The organism is Nonomuraea sp. NPDC003804 (assembly GCF_040610675.1).
Lineage (GTDB): Bacteria > Actinomycetota > Actinomycetes > Streptosporangiales > Streptosporangiaceae > Nonomuraea.
In genome coordinates this window covers 39,406-55,591 of sequence record NZ_JBEXMT010000007.1, presented here as the reverse complement: position 1 = coordinate 55,591, position 16,186 = coordinate 39,406, and the positions used below count along the sequence as shown (strand labels likewise).

At 73.8% G+C, this 16,186-nt stretch carries 14 protein-coding genes; 6 read left to right on the top strand and 8 right to left on the bottom strand.

Going from position 1 to position 16,186, the window contains the following annotated elements; all coding sequences use genetic code 11:
* Nucleotides 1–24: 24 nt before the first annotated feature.
* Complete coding sequence (locus tag ABZX22_RS11395; protein WP_354907593.1) at nucleotides 25–2,298, top strand: hypothetical protein; 2,274 nt, start codon at nucleotides 25–27, stop codon at nucleotides 2,296–2,298.
* Nucleotides 2,299–2,362: 64 nt separating this feature from the next.
* Here the strand turns inward: ABZX22_RS11395 and ABZX22_RS11390 are convergent, their stop codons facing one another.
* The 5 genes from ABZX22_RS11390 to ABZX22_RS11370 form a co-directional block, all read right to left on the bottom strand.
* Nucleotides 2,363–2,791, bottom strand: a complete 429-nt coding sequence (locus ABZX22_RS11390; protein WP_354907591.1) for a protein-tyrosine phosphatase family protein — start codon at nucleotides 2,789–2,791, stop codon at nucleotides 2,363–2,365.
* A gap of 49 nt (nucleotides 2,792–2,840) precedes the next feature.
* On the bottom strand, nucleotides 2,841–3,899 hold the full coding sequence (locus tag ABZX22_RS11385) for a hypothetical protein (RefSeq protein ID WP_354907590.1): 1,059 nt from the start codon (nucleotides 3,897–3,899) through the stop codon (nucleotides 2,841–2,843).
* The gene (locus ABZX22_RS11380; protein ID WP_354907588.1) at nucleotides 3,896–5,509 is read right to left on the bottom strand and encodes a hypothetical protein; all 1,614 of its coding nucleotides are present in this window, start codon (nucleotides 5,507–5,509) and stop codon (nucleotides 3,896–3,898) included. The genes ABZX22_RS11385 and ABZX22_RS11380 overlap by 4 nt, the downstream gene beginning before the upstream one ends.
* 303 nt (nucleotides 5,510–5,812) lie before the next feature.
* The gene (locus tag ABZX22_RS11375) at nucleotides 5,813–6,502 is read right to left on the bottom strand and encodes an ABC transporter ATP-binding protein (protein WP_354907587.1); all 690 of its coding nucleotides are present in this window, start codon (nucleotides 6,500–6,502) and stop codon (nucleotides 5,813–5,815) included.
* Nucleotides 6,499–7,518, bottom strand: a complete 1,020-nt coding sequence (locus ABZX22_RS11370) for an FtsX-like permease family protein (protein ID WP_354907585.1) — start codon at nucleotides 7,516–7,518, stop codon at nucleotides 6,499–6,501. The genes ABZX22_RS11375 and ABZX22_RS11370 overlap by 4 nt, the downstream gene beginning before the upstream one ends.
* A 223-nt stretch (nucleotides 7,519–7,741) precedes the next feature.
* Between ABZX22_RS11370 and ABZX22_RS11365 the strand changes: the two genes are divergently transcribed.
* On the top strand, nucleotides 7,742–8,956 hold the full coding sequence (locus ABZX22_RS11365) for a sensor histidine kinase (protein WP_354907583.1): 1,215 nt from the start codon (nucleotides 7,742–7,744) through the stop codon (nucleotides 8,954–8,956).
* The gene (locus tag ABZX22_RS11360; protein WP_354907582.1) at nucleotides 8,953–9,585 is read left to right on the top strand and encodes a response regulator transcription factor; all 633 of its coding nucleotides are present in this window, start codon (nucleotides 8,953–8,955) and stop codon (nucleotides 9,583–9,585) included. The genes ABZX22_RS11365 and ABZX22_RS11360 overlap by 4 nt, the downstream gene beginning before the upstream one ends.
* Nucleotides 9,586–9,644: 59 nt before the next feature.
* Here ABZX22_RS11360 and ABZX22_RS11355 read toward each other — a convergent pair whose 3' ends face one another.
* On the bottom strand, nucleotides 9,645–10,001 hold the full coding sequence (locus ABZX22_RS11355) for a metalloregulator ArsR/SmtB family transcription factor (protein WP_354907580.1): 357 nt from the start codon (nucleotides 9,999–10,001) through the stop codon (nucleotides 9,645–9,647).
* A 48-nt stretch (nucleotides 10,002–10,049) separates the two neighbouring features.
* Between ABZX22_RS11355 and ABZX22_RS11350 the strand changes: the two genes are divergently transcribed.
* A complete protein-coding gene (locus tag ABZX22_RS11350; RefSeq protein ID WP_354907578.1) occupies nucleotides 10,050–11,243 on the top strand; it encodes a cation diffusion facilitator family transporter in 1,194 nt (397 codons plus the stop codon).
* A 24-nt stretch (nucleotides 11,244–11,267) separates the two neighbouring features.
* On the opposite strand, the gene ABZX22_RS11345 is transcribed toward ABZX22_RS11350, so the two are convergent.
* A complete protein-coding gene (locus tag ABZX22_RS11345) occupies nucleotides 11,268–12,479 on the bottom strand; it encodes a HAMP domain-containing sensor histidine kinase (RefSeq protein WP_354907577.1) in 1,212 nt (403 codons plus the stop codon).
* Nucleotides 12,479–13,141, bottom strand: coding sequence for a response regulator transcription factor (locus ABZX22_RS11340; RefSeq protein WP_354907576.1), 663 nt, complete (start codon nucleotides 13,139–13,141; stop codon nucleotides 12,479–12,481). The genes ABZX22_RS11345 and ABZX22_RS11340 overlap by 1 nt, the downstream gene beginning before the upstream one ends.
* A gap of 140 nt (nucleotides 13,142–13,281) precedes the next feature.
* Here ABZX22_RS11340 and ABZX22_RS11335 point away from each other — a divergent pair, with 140 nt between their 5' ends.
* Nucleotides 13,282–14,604: a lipase gene (locus tag ABZX22_RS11335; RefSeq protein WP_354907575.1), complete on the top strand. Its 1,323-nt coding sequence runs from the start codon at nucleotides 13,282–13,284 to the stop codon at nucleotides 14,602–14,604.
* An 18-nt stretch (nucleotides 14,605–14,622) separates the two neighbouring features.
* Nucleotides 14,623–16,152: a S41 family peptidase gene (locus tag ABZX22_RS11330; RefSeq protein WP_354907573.1), complete on the top strand. Its 1,530-nt coding sequence runs from the start codon at nucleotides 14,623–14,625 to the stop codon at nucleotides 16,150–16,152.
* The last annotated feature ends 34 nt before the right edge of the window (nucleotides 16,153–16,186 follow it).

Genomic DNA, 16,186 nt, shown 5'->3' with positions numbered 1-16,186 from the left:
GGTACGCCGCAGGAGGGTGACGCGATGACCACGGCGATCATCGAGCGCGCGGGCGCCGCCGAAGCGGCCGCGCCGAGGCCGGGGCGGCGGTTGGCGGGCGCGCTTCCCGGCGCCGTCGCCGTCCTGGTGGCGGCCGGAACGCTGCTGGTCCACGGCACGCCGCCCAAGGACGTCGCGGTCTTCGCGGCGTATGTCGCGCTCGCCCTCACCTTGCCGGGAACCCTGCTCTGGCGGGCGCTCACCCGCCTGCGGCTGCCCACGGCCGTCGACCTGGCCGCGGGAACCGCCCTCGGGTACACGCTGGAGATCTTCACCTACATGGCGGCCAGGGCGGCCGGCCAGCCCCGCCTGGCCGTCCTCGGCCCGGCGGCGGTCCTCGCGGCCTTCGTCGCGGTCCCGCGCCTGCGCCGGCACTGGCTGCCCGGCGCGCGGCCGCGCATCCCCCTCGGGTACGGCGCGGCGCTCAGCGCGGTGTTCTGCTTCCTGACCGTCTCCAGCGGGCTCACCTTCTTCACCGGCCACGGCCTGCGGTGGCCGGGGAACGCGACGCCGTACGTGGACATGCCGTTCCACCTGTCGCTCGTCGGGGAGCTGCGGCACCACATGCCGCCGACCGTGCCCCACGTCATGGGCGAGCCGCTGTCCTACCACTGGTTCGTCTACGCGGACATGGCCGCCACGAGCTGGGCGACCGGCATCGAGGCCCAGACGATCCTGTACCGCCTCGCCATGCTGCCGATGCTGGCGATCTTCGTCGTGCTCGTCCCTGCCGTCGCGTACCTGATCACCCGCTCCTGGCTGCCCGGCGTGCTGGCGCTCGCCGCGACGTACCTGCTGGCCCCGCCGAACCCCTACGCCTGGTTGCCCGGCCCCTTCACCTCAGGTCCGCTGGACGCTTCGCTGGCCTGGCTGAGCCCCACGCAGACCTTCGGCGCGGCGCTCTTCGGCGCTCTCGCGCTGCTGGTGGTCGGCCTGCTGCGCGGGGACGGGCGGCGGAAGGCGACGTTCGTTCCGGTGGTCGTGCTGCTGGTCGCCCTGTCAGGGGCGAAGGCGACCTATCTGCCCCTGCTGCTGGCCGGGATCTGCCTGCTGGTCGTGGTGGACTGGGTCAGGTCGCGGCGGGTGGACCGCGGCGTCCTCCTGCTCGGCGCCGTCACGCTCGCCACGCTGGCGTTCGCCCAGCTCGTCCTCTTCGGCGGGGCGTCGCAGGGGATGCGGCTGTGGCCGTACTCGACGACCTTCCGGATGGTCGCGACGTGGACGACGACGGCCCGCATCGACGAGGTCCTGCTCGCCCCCGTCGTCATCTCGGTGACCTTCCTGCTGGCGTGGGCCGCGCTCTGGGTGGGGGCGTTCGGGCCCCGGCGCAAGCCTGGATCGGCCGAGGACCGGGGGCTGACCCTGTTCCTCGGGGTCGGCCTCGGCTCGCTCGGGGCGGTGCTGTTCCTGGGGCATCCGGGGATGAGCCAGCTCTACTTCCTCACCGCGGCCCGGCCGTACCTGTGGATCGTCGCCGCAGCGGGCGCGCTCGCCGCGCTCGACGCGCTTCCCCCGCGGCGCCGCCCCGTGCTCGCCGGCGCGGCCGTCGCCGCGGGGACGGCCGTCGTGCTCCTGTTCCGGGCGGTGGGGCACGCCTTCCCGCCCCAGCTCGCCGTCCTCGGCGACACGGGGTTCAGTGCGGCCTTCCTCCTGCCCTTCGCCGCGCTGGCCGTGATCGTGCTCGCCGTGGCGGTGTCGCTGCGGCGCGTCCCGTGGCGGCGGGCAGCGGTGCTGTTCGTCGTCGTCGGGCTGTCGGCGCCCTCGGCGGTGCCGCCGGTGCGCAACGCGCTGACATCGCGCGGCAGCCCCTCGGAACGGGAGATCCCGGTGGGGGGCATCGCGGCCGCGCGCTGGGTGCGCGACCACTCCGATCCCGGCGACGTCCTGGCGACCAACGCGCACTGCCGCGTCACCGTGCGGCTGTGCGACAGCCGGCACTTCTGGATGTCGGCGTACGCCGAGCGGCGCGTCCTGGTCGAGAGCTGGTCCTACACCGCGACGAACCTGGCGGCGTTGCAGGACGTCAACCGGCAGTCCATGGCCGCCCAGCCGTTCTGGGACGGCGCGCTGCTGGCGGCCAACGACGCCGTCTTCACCGCACCCACCGCGGAGGCGGTGCGCCTGCTCAGGGAGCGGTACGGCGTGCGCTGGCTGCTGGCCCATCACTGGCGAAGGACACCGGTCGCCCCCGAGCTCGCCGCCTTCGCCACGCTTCGCTTCGCCAAGGGCCGGTTCGCCGTGTACGAGCTGACCGGCTGAGCAGCGGGCTTCCGGCTGGGCGCCCCGACGGTCCGAGGAGCTCGTGCGCAGGGAAGCGGGGCCGCTACCGGAAGCGCCGGACGAAGCCGCGCTGCCACGGTGTCTCGACGGCGCGCCGGGCGTAGTGCGCCCTGACGTAGCCGACCGCCTCGCCGCTCGGCACGCCGTCCAGCACGGCGAGGCAGGCCAGTGCCGTACCGGTGCGCCCCATCCCGCCCCCGCAGGCGACCTCGACCCGCTCGCTCTCGGCGCGCGCCCATGCCTCGCGCAGCGCGTCGGCGGTCGCCGTACGGTCGGACGGCAGCCAGAAGTCGGGCCAGCGGAGCCAGCGGGCCTCCCAGGCGACGGCCGGCGGCTCGTGGCCCAGCAGGTAGAGCGCGAAGGACGGCTCAGGCCCGGCGGGGAGCGGTCGCCGCAGCCCCCGGCCGCGCACCAGCCGGCCCGACGGCAGCCGCAGCACGCCGTCCGCCTCGGGATCCCATGGTGTGATCATTCGCCGGAGCGTAGCCGGTCGCCGGGCGGGAGCGGGCGCGGAACGGACCTCAGCCGGTCCAGTTCGCTGAGAGCAGGGCGGGCACGGCGCCCTGCCTCGCGGAGAGGAAGACCAGCAGGGGCGCGGCAGGAGCGGGCATCTCCAGCTCGAGGATGTTGCCCGCCGTCGTGGCCCTGACGGGACCGGCCAGAGCCCCGTCCCTGACGCTCACGATCTGGTCCACGGACGGCGCCGCCGTACCGAGGGCCTCGCGGATGCGGTGGCGCAGCCGCCGCGCCTCGACGCCCGCCCGGCGGAGGACCCGGCGCGCCGGCGCGCGGTCCCTCGCCGTGGTGGCCCGGCCGACGGTGTCCGCCATGCTGCCGAGCCGGAAGGTCAGCCTGCCGCCCGAGCCGGCGACCCCCGGCGGGACGGGATTGACCACGAAGAAACCGGAACGCAGCGAGCGGCTGCCGCGCCGGTGCAGGTGGGCCAGGCCGCCCCCGCTGACCAGCGACAGGGCCTCGCAGCCGGCGCCGTCCGCCCGCTCGCTTCGCGGGACCGCCTTCCCCTCCGGCGCCTCCTCGATCACGACGCCGTCGACGCGCAGACCCGCCGCGCCACCGCCCATGACGCGGCCCGCCACCGCCTCGCGCGCCTCCCGGGACAGCCCGTGCCCTTCGGTGATGTCCAGGGCCTCCACGCAGATCAGGCCGTCGTCGGGCACCTCGTCGGGCAGCAGGTCGAAGACGGCGCGCGCGCTCGTGATGCCCTTGCCGCCCTTCAACAGGACGCACTGCCGCAGCTGCCCCTGGGCGCGCACCTGCACCAGGCGCGGCGGCAGCTGATGCGCCTTGACCAGGTCCGAGGACCCCGGCAGGCGCCAGCCGGGCACCGAGACGGCGTCCAGCGCCAGCGTCACCGTGACGCGCAGGCGGCGGCCCCCGGCCGCGACCTTGAACCCCATGAGCCCCGAGCGCTCGAACCGGCCCACGATCCGCCTGCCCCGGTGGAACTGGTCGGTCACCGTCAGCGCCGCCGCCTGACCGTCGAACACCTCGACCGGTGGCCGCAGCTCGGCGACCGCCTCGTCGAGCCAGGTGGCGAAGCCGTTCAGGAGTATGGTCATGATGCGCTCCTCGATGCGGTGAGGGCCGCGGCGAGCCCTGCTGGATCCCGGAAGTCGAACCGGCTGAGCAGCGGCTCGCGCCGCCCCCACATGCGGCGCACCGCGCAGTGCAGCGGGTCGCCGTCACGCTCCACGTGCTGCAGGCCGACGGTGAGCGCGCGCAGGTACTCCTCGCCCTCGCCCATCTCCGCGTGCGGCAGCACCGGCGAGGACACGTCGGCCCCGCTGCGGGACAGCCACAGCCACAGCCGGGCCCGCTCCCGCTGCTCAGGGCCCAGGACCGGGCCGCCCTTGACCAGATCGGCGACGGACTCGCCCAGCAGGGCCCAGTAGTCGTCCCGCGTCTCGGCGACGTGCGTGAGGCCGCAGCCGCTCCACTCCGCCCAGCCCGCCTGGATCACCGGGACGCCGAACGCGGGCAGCTCGCCGCAGACGCCGCCGCGTACCGTGACGCCCACGTCGGTCATGCTCCACAGCATGTTCCTCGACAGCTCGAGGCTCGTCGCGAAGGCCAGGTGCGAGCGTCCGGAACAGTGTGCGGCGACGGAGGCGAAGTGACCGGTGGTGTCGTACCGGTCCTGGCCGGGGTGGTCGAGGAAGAGCCAGTTCACCGACTCCTCGGCCACGGCGTACGCGGCCGTCTCCTCCAGCCACTCCGCCAGGTCGTCGAACAGCTCGCGGTTCGTCCCGACGGCGTCCGACACGGCCTGGTTGAACACGGTGACGAGGGGGCGCTCCGGCCCGAGGCCGAGCCGGTGGCAGCCGTGCTCGCGCAGCTGGCGGCGCTCGGTCTCGGTGCGGACCTCGAAGGGGCCGCCCCCGCCCGGACCGGTCTTCACACGCCACGCCACCTGCTCGGCGTTCGGCCTGACGAGGTCCCTGTACGGCCAGACGTGCCAGTCGAAGTAGCGGGCGATCTCGCCGGTGAGCTCCTCGCGGAAGGTACCCGTCCCCTGGCGCGCCTCGGGGAAGAGCGTGTACGCCTTCAGCGACCCGGTGCTCTGCACGTGCACGACCGGGACGTCCATCCGCATCGCCGTGTCGACCGCCAGCCCCCACTGGTCGTAGTCGACCTGGCTGGTGACCAGCGCGGTGGGCGACAGGTCGGAGAAGATCCGCTCGTAGACCGCCGACAGCGCCCTGGCGCGGGCGCGGCGCGCGCGAAACCGCTCGTCCTCGGTACGGGGCAGCCGTGGCACCCGGTTGAGCCGGAGCAGGCTCGCCTTCTCCAGCGCGTCCAGCGTGGCTTGCTCGACCCCGGCCGCGGGAGCGTCACCCTCCCTCGCCAGCCGGCGCTCGGTGAGGTCGTGCACGTCGATGATGTCGTCCGCGCCGAACGCCTCCGCCAGCCTGCGTACCCGCGCCACGTCGAAGTCCTCGCACAGCAGCCGGCTCCACTCCCGGTCGAGACCGGTGAGCACGACCAGCCGTGCGGAGGTCAGATCGCAGATCGCGTTGGCCAGCATCAGGTTGCGGACGATCACCCGGATGTCCTGGTGCATGGCCTCGGCCACCACGCAGGTCCCGGGCTGGGAAGGGCGCCTGCCCCAGTAGGCCCTCGCAGCGGAGAGCAGGCGGTCGAACTGCTCTCCTCCCCCGACAAGACGCATCTGCCCCTCCATCGTTCATCGGCGTGGCGGCCGCGTTGACCTTGTCAGGAGGGGCGGAGTTCGGGCCCGCCAACACGCGATCCTTTGCCATGGCCGCCGGGCGGTTTTACCTGGCGGGGCTCGCGCCGGAGGGCATTACCACGATCTCGCACGGGCTTCAAGTCACGAGAATTCGTGACCTGACGGGGCGGACGCGTTCTGGCGTACTGGAGGCATGACCTGAGCCCGGGACCGGTAGCGGCGACCGGGCTCTCGACCGGGCGGTCCTGTTCTGCGTGGTGGCATTCACGGGGGTCACCACGCTCACCCGGTCGGCGACCACCCGCCGCTGGTGAGGGTGCCGTCGGTCATGGTCACGACGGTGTCGACCATCGCGAGGGTGGAGGTGTCGTGGGTGACCATCACGGTCGCCAGGTTGTTCTTCCTGGTGAGCGTGGCCAGCAGGGCGACGATCAGCTCGCCGCGGCGGTGGTCGAGGGCGCTGGTGGGTTCGTCCACCAGCAGGATCTCGGGCTCGTTCATCAGGGCGCGGGCGATGTTGACCCGCTGACGCTCGCCGCCGGACAGCTGGTGGGGCAGCTTGCCGTGCTTGTCGGCCAGGTCGACGGCGCCCAGGAGCTCGCGGGCGCGCGCGGACGCGGCGGCGGGTCTGGTGCCCGCGATGTGGGCCATGACCAGGAGCTGGTCGAGCGCGGTCAGCGAGGGCAGCAGGTTGGACTGCTGGAAGATGATCCCGATGTGGTCGCGGCGTATCCGGGTTCTGGCCGCCTGACCGGCGTCGGTGACGTCGGTCCCGGCCACCGACACGGTGCCGGAGGTGGGGCGGATGAGCGTCGCGGCGACGGCCAGCAGGCTGGACTTGCCCGACCCGGACGGGCCGACGACAGCGGTGAACTCGCCGGGCGCGACCGCCAGGTCGACATGGTTCAGGGCGGTGAGGGTGCGCTCGCCGTCGGGGTAGGTCAGGACGACGTCGGTGAGCTTGAGGGTCATCGGGAGGCTCCCAGAGCGGTCAGCGGGTCAACCGAGGTGATCTTGTGGATGGCCAGGGCGGCGCCGCCGGCGCCCAGGGCGATCATCACGACCACGGGGACGATCGTGGTGGCGGGCGACAGCACGAACGGGACGGTGCCTTCGACCAGCGCGCCGAAGCCGGCGCCGAGCGCGCCGCCGATGCCGGCGCCCAGCAGCAGCACGACGACGGCCTGGGCGAGCGCGTCGCGCAGCAGGTAGCCGGTGCCGGCGCCCAGTGCCTTGAGCACGGCGACGTCGCCGCGCCGCTGGATGGTCCACACGGTGAAGAAGGCGCCGATGACCAGGGCGGAGATCGCGAACAGGAAGCCGCGCATCAGCTGCAGCGAGCCGTTCTCCGAGGTGTAGGAGCCGACCGCGGCCGGGGCGTCGGCCAGCGGGACGGTGGTGGTGCCCAGCCGGGCGTCGGCGGCGGTCAGGCCGGTCAGGTCGGCCTGGTCGTCGGTGCGCAGGGCCAGGACGGTCGCCGCCGTGTCGGGTTCGCCCTGGCGGGCCAGCGGGGTCCAGTCCTCGACGCTGATCCAGGCGACCGGGGTGTGGCTGTAGGAGGCCGTGCCGTCGCCGACGACGACGGTGAAGTCGCGGCCCAACAGCTGCACCGTGTCCCCGGCCGACAGGTCGCTGTCGCCGGCCAGGGCCGCCGGCAGCACCACGGTGCCGGCGCGCAGCGAAGCCGGGGCGAGCCGGCCGCCGGGCTGGGCGGCGAAGACGGCGACGGCCTCGCTGTCGTCGCCGCGGGTCAGGCGGGCCATGGACACGCCGAGGCGTTCGGCCTGGACGTGGTCGACGGCCTGCCACGCCTTCCAGGCGCTCTCGCTGATCCGGCTGTCGGCGAAGGCGGGTTTGTCCCCGCCGGAGAAGACGATGTGGTCGGCCGGCAGGTTCTCGACCGCGGAGATGTTCTCGCGGGCCAGGCCGGCGGTCAGGCCGGACAGCATGGTCACCAGCAGCGTGATGAGCACGACGACGACACCCATGAGGGCGAAGCGTCCTTTGGCGAAGCGTAGGTCTCTGAGCGCCACGAACACGGCGCGTCCTCCTGGGTGGCGGTGGGTGAGGGGGTGCGCCTCCCAGCGTGCGCGGTCCGGCCGCGGTGGCGCATCGTGCCCGCGGACCGGCGGGGCTCCCTCATCCGGTCAGCCGGAATACACCTTTTGAACGATGCGGTAGCTGATCCACCGGGCCTACGCTGAGTGAGAGATGATGAACCATCCGTTTCCGCCCGCGTTGCGGCTGCTGCGGTGGACCGTCCACGGCACCTTCGCGACCCTGCTGGTCATCGCGCTGACCAGCCTGCTCCGCCACGGTCATGGCCTGCTGGCCGCCGCGGGCGCGCTGCTGGGCGTGGTGTACATGGCGGGCATCGTCATCGAGCGGCGGCTGCCGCACTTCGGCGGTCGCACCCACCTGCTGCTGGGCCGGATCTGGCTCGCGCTGATCACCATGGGCTGGGCCGCGCTCGCGCTGGCCGCCCCGCAGTACATCTGGCTGGCCTTTCCGCTGTTCTTCGCCTACCTGCACCTGCTGCCGCTGCCGATCGCCCTGCCAGGGGTGGCCCTGCTGACCGCCGCCGCCATCGCCGCCACCGGCTGGCACACCAGGGGCCTGACCGCGGCGCAGGTGATCGGCCCGGTCGTCGGCGCGGTCGTCGCCACGCTCATGGCCCTGGTCTACAAGGCCCTGTACGCCGAGAGCGAGCAGCGCCGCCGGCTGATCGACGACCTGGTGCGCACCCAGGACAAGCTGGTCGAGGCCGAACGCGAAGGCGCCCGCCTGGCCGAGCGGGAACGCCTGGCCAGGGAGATCCACGACACCCTGGCCCAGGGCATGTCCAGCATCATCCTGCTGCTGCGCGCCGCCCGCCGCGACCTGGCCCACGATCCCGGGCAGGCCGAGGCGCGCATCGGCGAGGCGGAGCGCGCCGCCCAGGACAACCTGGAGGAGGCGCGCAACTTCGTGCGCGCCCTGGCGCCGCCCGCGCTGCAGCAGTCCTCGCTCGTCGCGGCGCTGCGCCGCGTCAGCGACACGGCGCTGGCCGGCACCGGCATCCAGGCGCGCTTCGAGGTGTCGGGGAGCCCCCTGCCGCTGCCCACCGACTACGACCCCGTACTGCTGCGCATCGCGCAAGGCGCCCTGGGCAACGTCAGCCGGCACTCCGGCGCCCGGCACGCCGCGGTCACGCTCACCTACCTCGACGACATGGTGGTGCTCGACGTCGTCGACGACGGCCGCGGCTTCGATCCGGACCGGTCCGCCCACCCCGGCGCGGGCGCCGGCCACGGGACCGGTTTCGGCCTGCGCGCGATGCGTGACCGGGTCGGGGCGCTGGGCGGCGCCTTGACGGTGGAGTCCGTCCCCGGCGAGGGCACCGCGATCGTGGCCGCCCTGCCGCTGCCGGCCGGGAGGGCGTCATGACGGCGGCGATCCGGATCCTGCTGGTGGACGACCATCCGGTGGTCCGCTCGGGGCTGCGCGCCATGCTGGCCGACCAGGACGACTTCGAGCTGGTCGGCCAGGCCGCCACCGGGGAGGAGGCCGTCGAGCTGGCCGGTCGCCTGTCACCGGACGTCGTCCTGATGGACCTGCAGCTCGGGCCCGGCATGCACGGCAGCGAGGCCACCCGCCACATCGTCGCCCTGGGGGGCCCGCGCGTGCTGGTCCTCACCACCTTCGACACCGACGCCGACATCCTGACCGCCGTCGACGCCGGCGCCACCGGCTACCTGCTCAAGGACGCGCCCCCGCACGAGCTGCACGCGGCCATCCGCTCGGCGGCCGCCGGCAGCAGCGCCCTGGCCCCCAGCGTCGCCTCCCGGCTGCTGGACCGGATGCGCACCCCGGACGTCACCCTGAGTCCCCGCGAGCTCGAGGTGCTCGTCCACGTCGCCGCCGGCCTGTCCAACCGGGAGATCAGCAAGCAGCTGTTCCTCAGCGAGACCACGGTCAAGACGCACCTGGTGCACATCTACGCCAAGCTCGGCGTCGACTCGCGCACCGCCGCGGTGGCCGCCGCCGTCAAGCGCGGCCTCATCCGCCGCTCCTGAAGCCCGGTCCGGGCTCAGCCGATCCGGGCTCAGTCGTGCCGGGCTCAGTCGTGCCGGGCTCAGTCGTGCCGGGGGATGCCCGAGACCTCGTGGTCGGCGTGGAACAGCGCCTCGTGGATGAGCGCCCGGACGTGGGCGTCACGGGCCCGGTAGACCACGCGCCGGCCGTCGCGCCGGGTCTCGACGAGGCCGGCCAGGCGCAGCTTGGCCAGGTGCTGCGAGACGGAGGGGCGCGCGGCGCCGAGGGCCTGCGCCAGCGAGCTGACGTCGTAGTCGCCCGAGGAGAGCAGCCACATCAGCCGCAGGCGTGTCGCGTCGCTGAGCATCCGGAAGGCGTCGACGGCGGCTTCGACCTGCGCGCTGGTGGGTTGTTCCTGCGACTGTGTGGCACCTGATTCGTTGTCGCGTGCGTACATGACTACATATGATGCCGACAAACGGGTCATGCGCAAGTGAGGTGGGTCATGCCTGGGCAGAACGAGACAGGGTCTTTGCCGGCGCACGGCCACGGGCACGGGCACGGCCACGGTCACGGTCACGGTCACGGTCACGGTCACGGGCACGGGCACGCCGGTCATGGGCACGGTCACGGGCACGCCGGTCATGGGCACGGTCACGGGCACGCCGGTCATGGGCACGGTCACGGGCACGCCGGTCATGGGCGCGGCAGGGGGCGGCTCGGGCGGCTGCTGTCCGGCCTCGGGCACGCCTTCACCCCCCACAGCCACGACAGCGCGGACAAGACCGACCCGGCCCTGGAGTCGAGCAGCCGTGGCATACGCGTCGTCGCCGTCTCCTTCGCCGTGTTGATGGTCACCGCCGCCGTCCAGGCGGTCATCGTCGCCTTCTCCGGCTCGGTGGCGCTGCTCGGTGACACGCTGCACAACGTCGCCGACGCCCTGACGGCGATCCCGCTGGCCATCGCGTTCTCGGTGGGGCGGCGGACGGCCACGCGGCGATTCACCTACGGTTACGGCAGGGCCGAGGACCTGGCGGGCATCGTCATCGTCCTGCTCATCGCGACCTCGGCGGGCCTGGCGGGCTACGAGGCGGTCACGCGGCTGCTCGATCCGCGGGACGTCCAGGCGCTCGGGCTGGTGGCCGCCGCCGGGATCGTCGGGTTCGCCGGCAACGAGTGGGTGGCCCGCTATCGCATCAGGGTGGGCCGCGAGATCGGTTCGGCGGCGCTGGTGGCCGACGGCCTGCACGCCCGCACCGACGGCTTCACCTCGCTCGCCGTGCTCCTCGGCGCCGGCGGCGCCGCGCTCGGGTTCCCGGTCGCCGACCCGATCGTCGGCCTGCTGATCACCGCGGCCATCCTGTTCGTGCTGCGTGACGCGGCCCGCGAGATCTACCACCGGCTGATGGACGCGGTGGATCCCACGCTGGTCGCCGAGGCCGAGCACATCCTGGCCGCCGTCCCCGGCGTCGTCCGGGCCGGTTCGGTACGGCTGCGCTGGGTCGGCCACGCCCTGCGCGCCGAGGTCGACATCGTGGTGAGCCACGAGCTGTCGCTGGTCGAGGCGCACGCCGTGGCGGTGGCGGCCGAGCACCGGCTCATCCACGAGTTGCCACGCCTGAGGGCCGCCACGGTGCACGCCGACCCCGACGGGCCGGACGGCACCGACCACCACGCCGTCCTGGTCACCCACCGGTAGCCACGCGGGCCTGGGTGGCACCGGTCATCCGGTGCCGCCGGCGGGTTCGAAGCCGGCGGTGACCCGCAGGCCGCCGTCCGGCGACGGGCGCACGGCGAGCGTCGCGCCGTGGGCGGTGGCGATGGCCTGCACGATGGACAGGCCCAGACCGAGCCCGCCGTCGTGGCCGGTACGGCTCGCCCCCGCCCGCTGGAACGGCTGCAGCAGCCGGTCGACCTCCGCGGCCGCGACGACCGGCCCGGTGTTCGTGACCGTCAGGACGGCCCGCCCCGCGGAGGTGCCGGTGGCGACGTGCACGTGACCTCCGTCGACGTTGTGGCGCAGGGCGTTGTCGACGAGGTTGATGACCAGGCGTTCGATCAGGCGCGGGTCGCCGGCGGAAGGGGCCGGGTCGAGCGTCGTGGTCAGGCGCAGCCCGCGCCGTACCGCCTCGGACTCGCGGGCCACGAGCACGTCTTCGCTGATCTCGGCCAGGTCGAACGGCTCCCGCCGGTCGAGTCCCGCCTCGCCGCGGGCGAGGGTGAGCAGCGCCTCGATCAGGCGTTCCTGCTGCTGGTTGGTGGTCAGCACCCGCTCGTGGGCGGCCCGCAGCGACGCGGTGGACGCCTCGGGGTCGGACAGGGCGAGCTGCACCAGGGTCCGCTGCCTGGCCAGCGGCGTGCGCAGCTCGTGGGAGGCGTTGGCGATGAACCTGCGCTGGGCGGTGAAGGCGGCTTCCAACCTGGCCAGCAGCCCGTCGAAGGTGTCGCCGAGTTCCTTGAGCTCGTCGCCGGGCCCGGAAAGGGAGAGGCGTTCGTGCAGGTTGGTGGCGGAGATCTGCCGGGCGGCGCGGGTGATGGTGCGCAGCGGGTGCAGCACCCGGCCGGCGACGATCCAGCCGAGCGCGATCGAGACGACCGTCATGGCGGCGAGCGCGATGCCCGACTGGGTGAGGAGCTGGTCGAGTTCGGCGTCGTGCTGCCGCAACGCCTGGGTGCGCATCGCCTCGGCCTGCGCCTGGACCTGTTCGTAGGTCAGCCCTTCGGCACCGCCGAGCACCTGCGGTCCAGGATCGGGAAGATCTCCGGGTGCGCCGGTGACGAGGCTGCCGCCCTGGCCGCTGAAGACGACGCCGCTGGTGGCGTGCACGACCAGGGCGTAGGTGATCGCCAGCAGTGCCGCGCCGGACAGCAGGAAGAGCCCGCCGTACAGCATCGTCAGGCGCATGCGGACGGTCCTGCGCGGCAGGGCGCGCATCAGGCGCTCCGCAGCCGGTAGCCGGCCCCGGCCACCGTCTCGATGATCGAGGGGTCAGAGAGTTTGGCGCGCAGCCTGCTGACCGTGACGGTGACGGTGCGGGTGAACGGGTCGGCGAACTCGTCCCACACGCGCTCCAGGAGCTCCTCCGCGGAAACCGTCCGGCCATGGGAGGCCAGCAGCAGTTCCAGGACCCCGAACTCCTTGGGCGTGAGCTCCAGCGTCCGCTCGCCCTCGTAGGCGCGGCGCCGCGCGAGGTCGACCATGAGGCCGCTGTGGCGCAGGACCGGCGGGATGGCGGGCTGGGCGCGCCGTACCAGCGCCCCGATGCGGGCGACGAGCACGGGGAAGTCGAACGGCTTGGGCAGGTAGTCGTCGGCGCCGATGGCGAGCCCTTCCACCAGGTCCTGGCTGGTGCCCGCCGCGGTCAGCATGAGGACCCTGGCCCGGTTGCCCGCGGCCACCAGCGCGGCGCAGACCTGGTCGCCGTGCACGCCCGGCAGATCGCGGTCGAGCACGATCGCGTCGTAGTCGTTCTGCTCGGCCCGCTCGAGCCCGCCCCTGCCGTCGTAGGCGACGTCGACCGCCATCCGCGCCCGGCGCAGGCCGTCGGCGACCGCCTCGGCCATCTCCACGTCGTCCTCGATCACCAGCACCCGCACGGGTCGTTCCCTTCGATGAGCCACCGCAGCCGGTCAAGCCTTGCTCGACCGGGGTCACAGCAGGGTTTCTACCGCAGCCGCCGAACCGGGCCCGCCGGTGTGATCTCCGTGTGACAGGCCCCGCCGTACACCTGGTGTCCATGTCAGATCACCTGTGGCACGAGGCCGCGGTCGTCGGCCGGCGAGGCCTGCTCGGTGGGGCCGCGGCGCTCGCCGCGGCCCTGGCGCTCCCGGCGCCGGCGGCCACCGCGCTGGCGGCCGGCCCGCCGCGACTGAAACTTCCCGTCCCGACCGGACCGCACGACGTGGGCACGATCGCGCTGCACCTGGTGGACCGCGGGCGCCGCGACCCGTGGAAGGCCGCCCGGCCCCGCGAGCTGATGATCAGCGTCTGGTATCCGGCGGCCCGCGGCGCCGGCGGCCGCCATCGGCCGGTCCCGTGGATGACCACGCGGGCGCTGGCCCGCTACCGCACGATGACGGCCGAGGGCCTGCGGCGGACCGCCGAACGGCTCGACCTGGGCGGGGTCGACATCTCGCTGGACGGCGTCGGCTTCCCGCTCACCCACGCTCGCGAGGGTGTCCAGGTCAGGGCCGGTCGCCGCTGTCCCGTCGTGCTGTACTCGCCCGGCGCCGGCGAGCCTCGCGCGGTGGGAACCACGTTGGTCGAGGACCTGGCCAGCCGCGGCTACGTGGTGGTCACCATCGACCACACCCACGACGCCTGGGCCGTGGAGTTCCCCGGCGGGCGGGTCGAGCGCGACCTGCAGCCCCTGGACAGGAACGGCGCGCAGACCGCGGTGAAGGTGCGCGTGGCCGACACCCGTTTCGTCCTCGACGCGCTCGCCGCGCTGGCCGCCGGGCGCAACCCCGACGCGGCGAAGCGCGCGCTGCCCGCCGGCCTGGCCGGCTGCCTGGACATGGACAGGATCGGCATGTTCGGGCACTCCCTGGGAGGCGCGACCACCGGCCAGAGCATGGCCCACGACGCCAGGATCCGGGCGGGCCTCGACCTGGACGGCCACGTCATCCCGACTGTCTCGATCGCGCCGCCCATGCCGCCGGAGCGGGCCGGTGAGCTGGCGGGACAGGTCGCCACCCGGATCGGCGACCGGCCCTTCATGATCATGAGCAGCGCCGGCAAGGGGCCCGACGAGCTCGGCGCGCTCATGGCGGGATTCTGGTCCCACCTGCGCGGCCGGCGGTGGTTCCTGTCGCTGAAGGGCTCGACCCACGCCAGCTACACCGACGACAAGCAGCTGATCCACCAACTGGCCGCGGCCAAGGTCATCCCCGCCGCGCTGACCGAGCCGGTCGGCACGATCGCCCCAGGCCGGTGCACCGCCGCGCAGCGCGCCTACGTCGCCGCGTTCTTCGACCGCTGCCTGCGCGAGCGCGACGCCCCTCTCCTGGACGGCCCGTCCGCGAAGTACCCCGAGATCGTCTTCTTCCCCTCGACCTGACCAAGGAGCATCGCCACGATGAAGCGCTTCGCACCGACCCGGCGGCGACTCGTCGCTGTCGCGCTGGCGGTCGCGGGAGCCACGACCCTGACGCCCGGCGCGGGAGCCATGACCGCGGCTGCCGGCGTGGGAGCGGTGACCGTGACGCCCGGCGCGGGAGCGGTGACCGTGACGCCCGGCGCCGCACGGGTCGCGCGAACCGGCCAGGACACGCCCGCGTGCACCGCCGTCAACGGACCGCCCGGCCGGACCGCGCCGACACGGCCCACCACGATCACCACCATCGAGCAGGCCTACCACTGCGTCTTCGCGCACTACTACGGCGGCGAGAAGCTCGACAACCGCCTGCTGCTGACCGCGGCCTTCGCCGGGTTCACCCGCGAGCTGGAGCGGCGTGGCCTCGACGCGCCGGAGGCCACGATGCCCGCGCTGTCGGGCGACCGGCACAAGGACTGGGCCGCCTTCGCCGCCGTCTACTCCCGCGTCACCGGCGCGCTGCCCGCCGACGACACGGTACGGCAGTCGCTGGCCGCCGCCACGATGAACGCGATGGTCGACCGCCTGGCCGACAACCACGCCCGCTGGGCACGCACGCAGGTGCACCCCGACGCCGGCCCCGGCACGAGCTACGGGCTCGGCATCGTCACCTCCCCCTCCGTGGGGCTGATCCAGAACGCGCCGCACCAGGCACTGGCTCCGCTCTACGTCAGGACCGTCACCGGAGGGCCCGCGGCCGGCAAGGGGCTGCGCCCCGGCGACGTGATCGAGTCGGTCAACGGCGCGCCGCCGTTCGCCGACGGTGTCCTGTCCACGGGCGCAGCGGCGCAGCTCTTCCCTGCCTACCCCGACAGCCGGCCGGTCCGGATCAAGCTGCGCCGCCCGGCCACCGGCCGCACCTGGACGGTGACCCTCACGCCCGCCCTGTTCACGCCCGACGCCGAGGCGAGCCGGATGGTGACGGCCAAGGCGGTGCGCGGTGACATCGCCTACGTCAAGCTCGCCGGGTTCGGCATGCGGTCGGCGGACACCGTCCTCAAGGCGATCGACGACGTCGGCAAGGGCACGACGCCGCGCGGCGTGGTCCTCGACCTGCGCGGCAACCGGGGCGGATCGCCCGAGGAGGCGGCCCGGCTGGTCAGCGCCTGGGTGCACGGCAAGGTGACCGCCTACCACTGTGACGCCGCCGGGGACTGCCTGACCAGCCCCACCGTCGACAGCGTTCCGCTGCTCAACCTGCCGCTGGTCGTGCTCACCGGCCGCGACTGCGGATCGGCCTGCGACCATTTCGCCGCCGCCGTCAAGGACCTCGAGGCCGGGACACTGGTCGGCACCCGCACCGGCGGGATCGTCTCCGGCGCGGCGGCGCCGTACCTGCTCGACGACAACAGCCTCCTCCTGCTGCCCGGCCGCCGGCACCTCGGGCCGGACCGGGAGGTCGTCGACGGCAGCGGCGTGGCTCCCGACCACCACGTCCCGCTCACCGCCGAGGACGTCTCGGCCGGCAAGGACCCTGGGCTGGCCAAGGCGCTGGCCCTGCTCGGCCGCTGACCCGCGGACCGGGCGATCGCCCGGTCCGCCCGAC

Excerpts from the sequence above, each read along its gene's own strand:
- ABZX22_RS11360 (WP_354907582.1), top strand. The coding sequence starts at position 8,953 with ATGACGGCGGCGATCCGGATCCTGCTGGTGGACGACCATCCGGTGGTC.
- ABZX22_RS11335 (WP_354907575.1), top strand. The coding sequence starts at position 13,282 with ATGTCAGATCACCTGTGGCACGAGGCCGCGGTCGTCGGCCGGCGAGGC.
- ABZX22_RS11380 (WP_354907588.1), bottom strand. The coding sequence starts at position 5,509 with ATGCGTCTTGTCGGGGGAGGAGAGCAGTTCGACCGCCTGCTCTCCGCT.
- ABZX22_RS11355 (WP_354907580.1), bottom strand. The coding sequence starts at position 10,001 with ATGTACGCACGCGACAACGAATCAGGTGCCACACAGTCGCAGGAACAA.
- ABZX22_RS11390 (WP_354907591.1), bottom strand. The coding sequence starts at position 2,791 with ATGATCACACCATGGGATCCCGAGGCGGACGGCGTGCTGCGGCTGCCG.
- ABZX22_RS11395 (WP_354907593.1), top strand. The coding sequence starts at position 25 with ATGACCACGGCGATCATCGAGCGCGCGGGCGCCGCCGAAGCGGCCGCG.
- ABZX22_RS11345 (WP_354907577.1), bottom strand. The coding sequence starts at position 12,479 with ATGCGCGCCCTGCCGCGCAGGACCGTCCGCATGCGCCTGACGATGCTG.
- ABZX22_RS11330 (WP_354907573.1), top strand. The coding sequence starts at position 14,623 with ATGAAGCGCTTCGCACCGACCCGGCGGCGACTCGTCGCTGTCGCGCTG.
- ABZX22_RS11375 (WP_354907587.1), bottom strand. The coding sequence starts at position 6,502 with ATGACCCTCAAGCTCACCGACGTCGTCCTGACCTACCCCGACGGCGAG.
- ABZX22_RS11365 (WP_354907583.1), top strand. The coding sequence starts at position 7,742 with ATGATGAACCATCCGTTTCCGCCCGCGTTGCGGCTGCTGCGGTGGACC.
- ABZX22_RS11370 (WP_354907585.1), bottom strand. The coding sequence starts at position 7,518 with ATGGGTGTCGTCGTCGTGCTCATCACGCTGCTGGTGACCATGCTGTCC.
- ABZX22_RS11350 (WP_354907578.1), top strand. The coding sequence starts at position 10,050 with ATGCCTGGGCAGAACGAGACAGGGTCTTTGCCGGCGCACGGCCACGGG.
- ABZX22_RS11385 (WP_354907590.1), bottom strand. The coding sequence starts at position 3,899 with ATGACCATACTCCTGAACGGCTTCGCCACCTGGCTCGACGAGGCGGTC.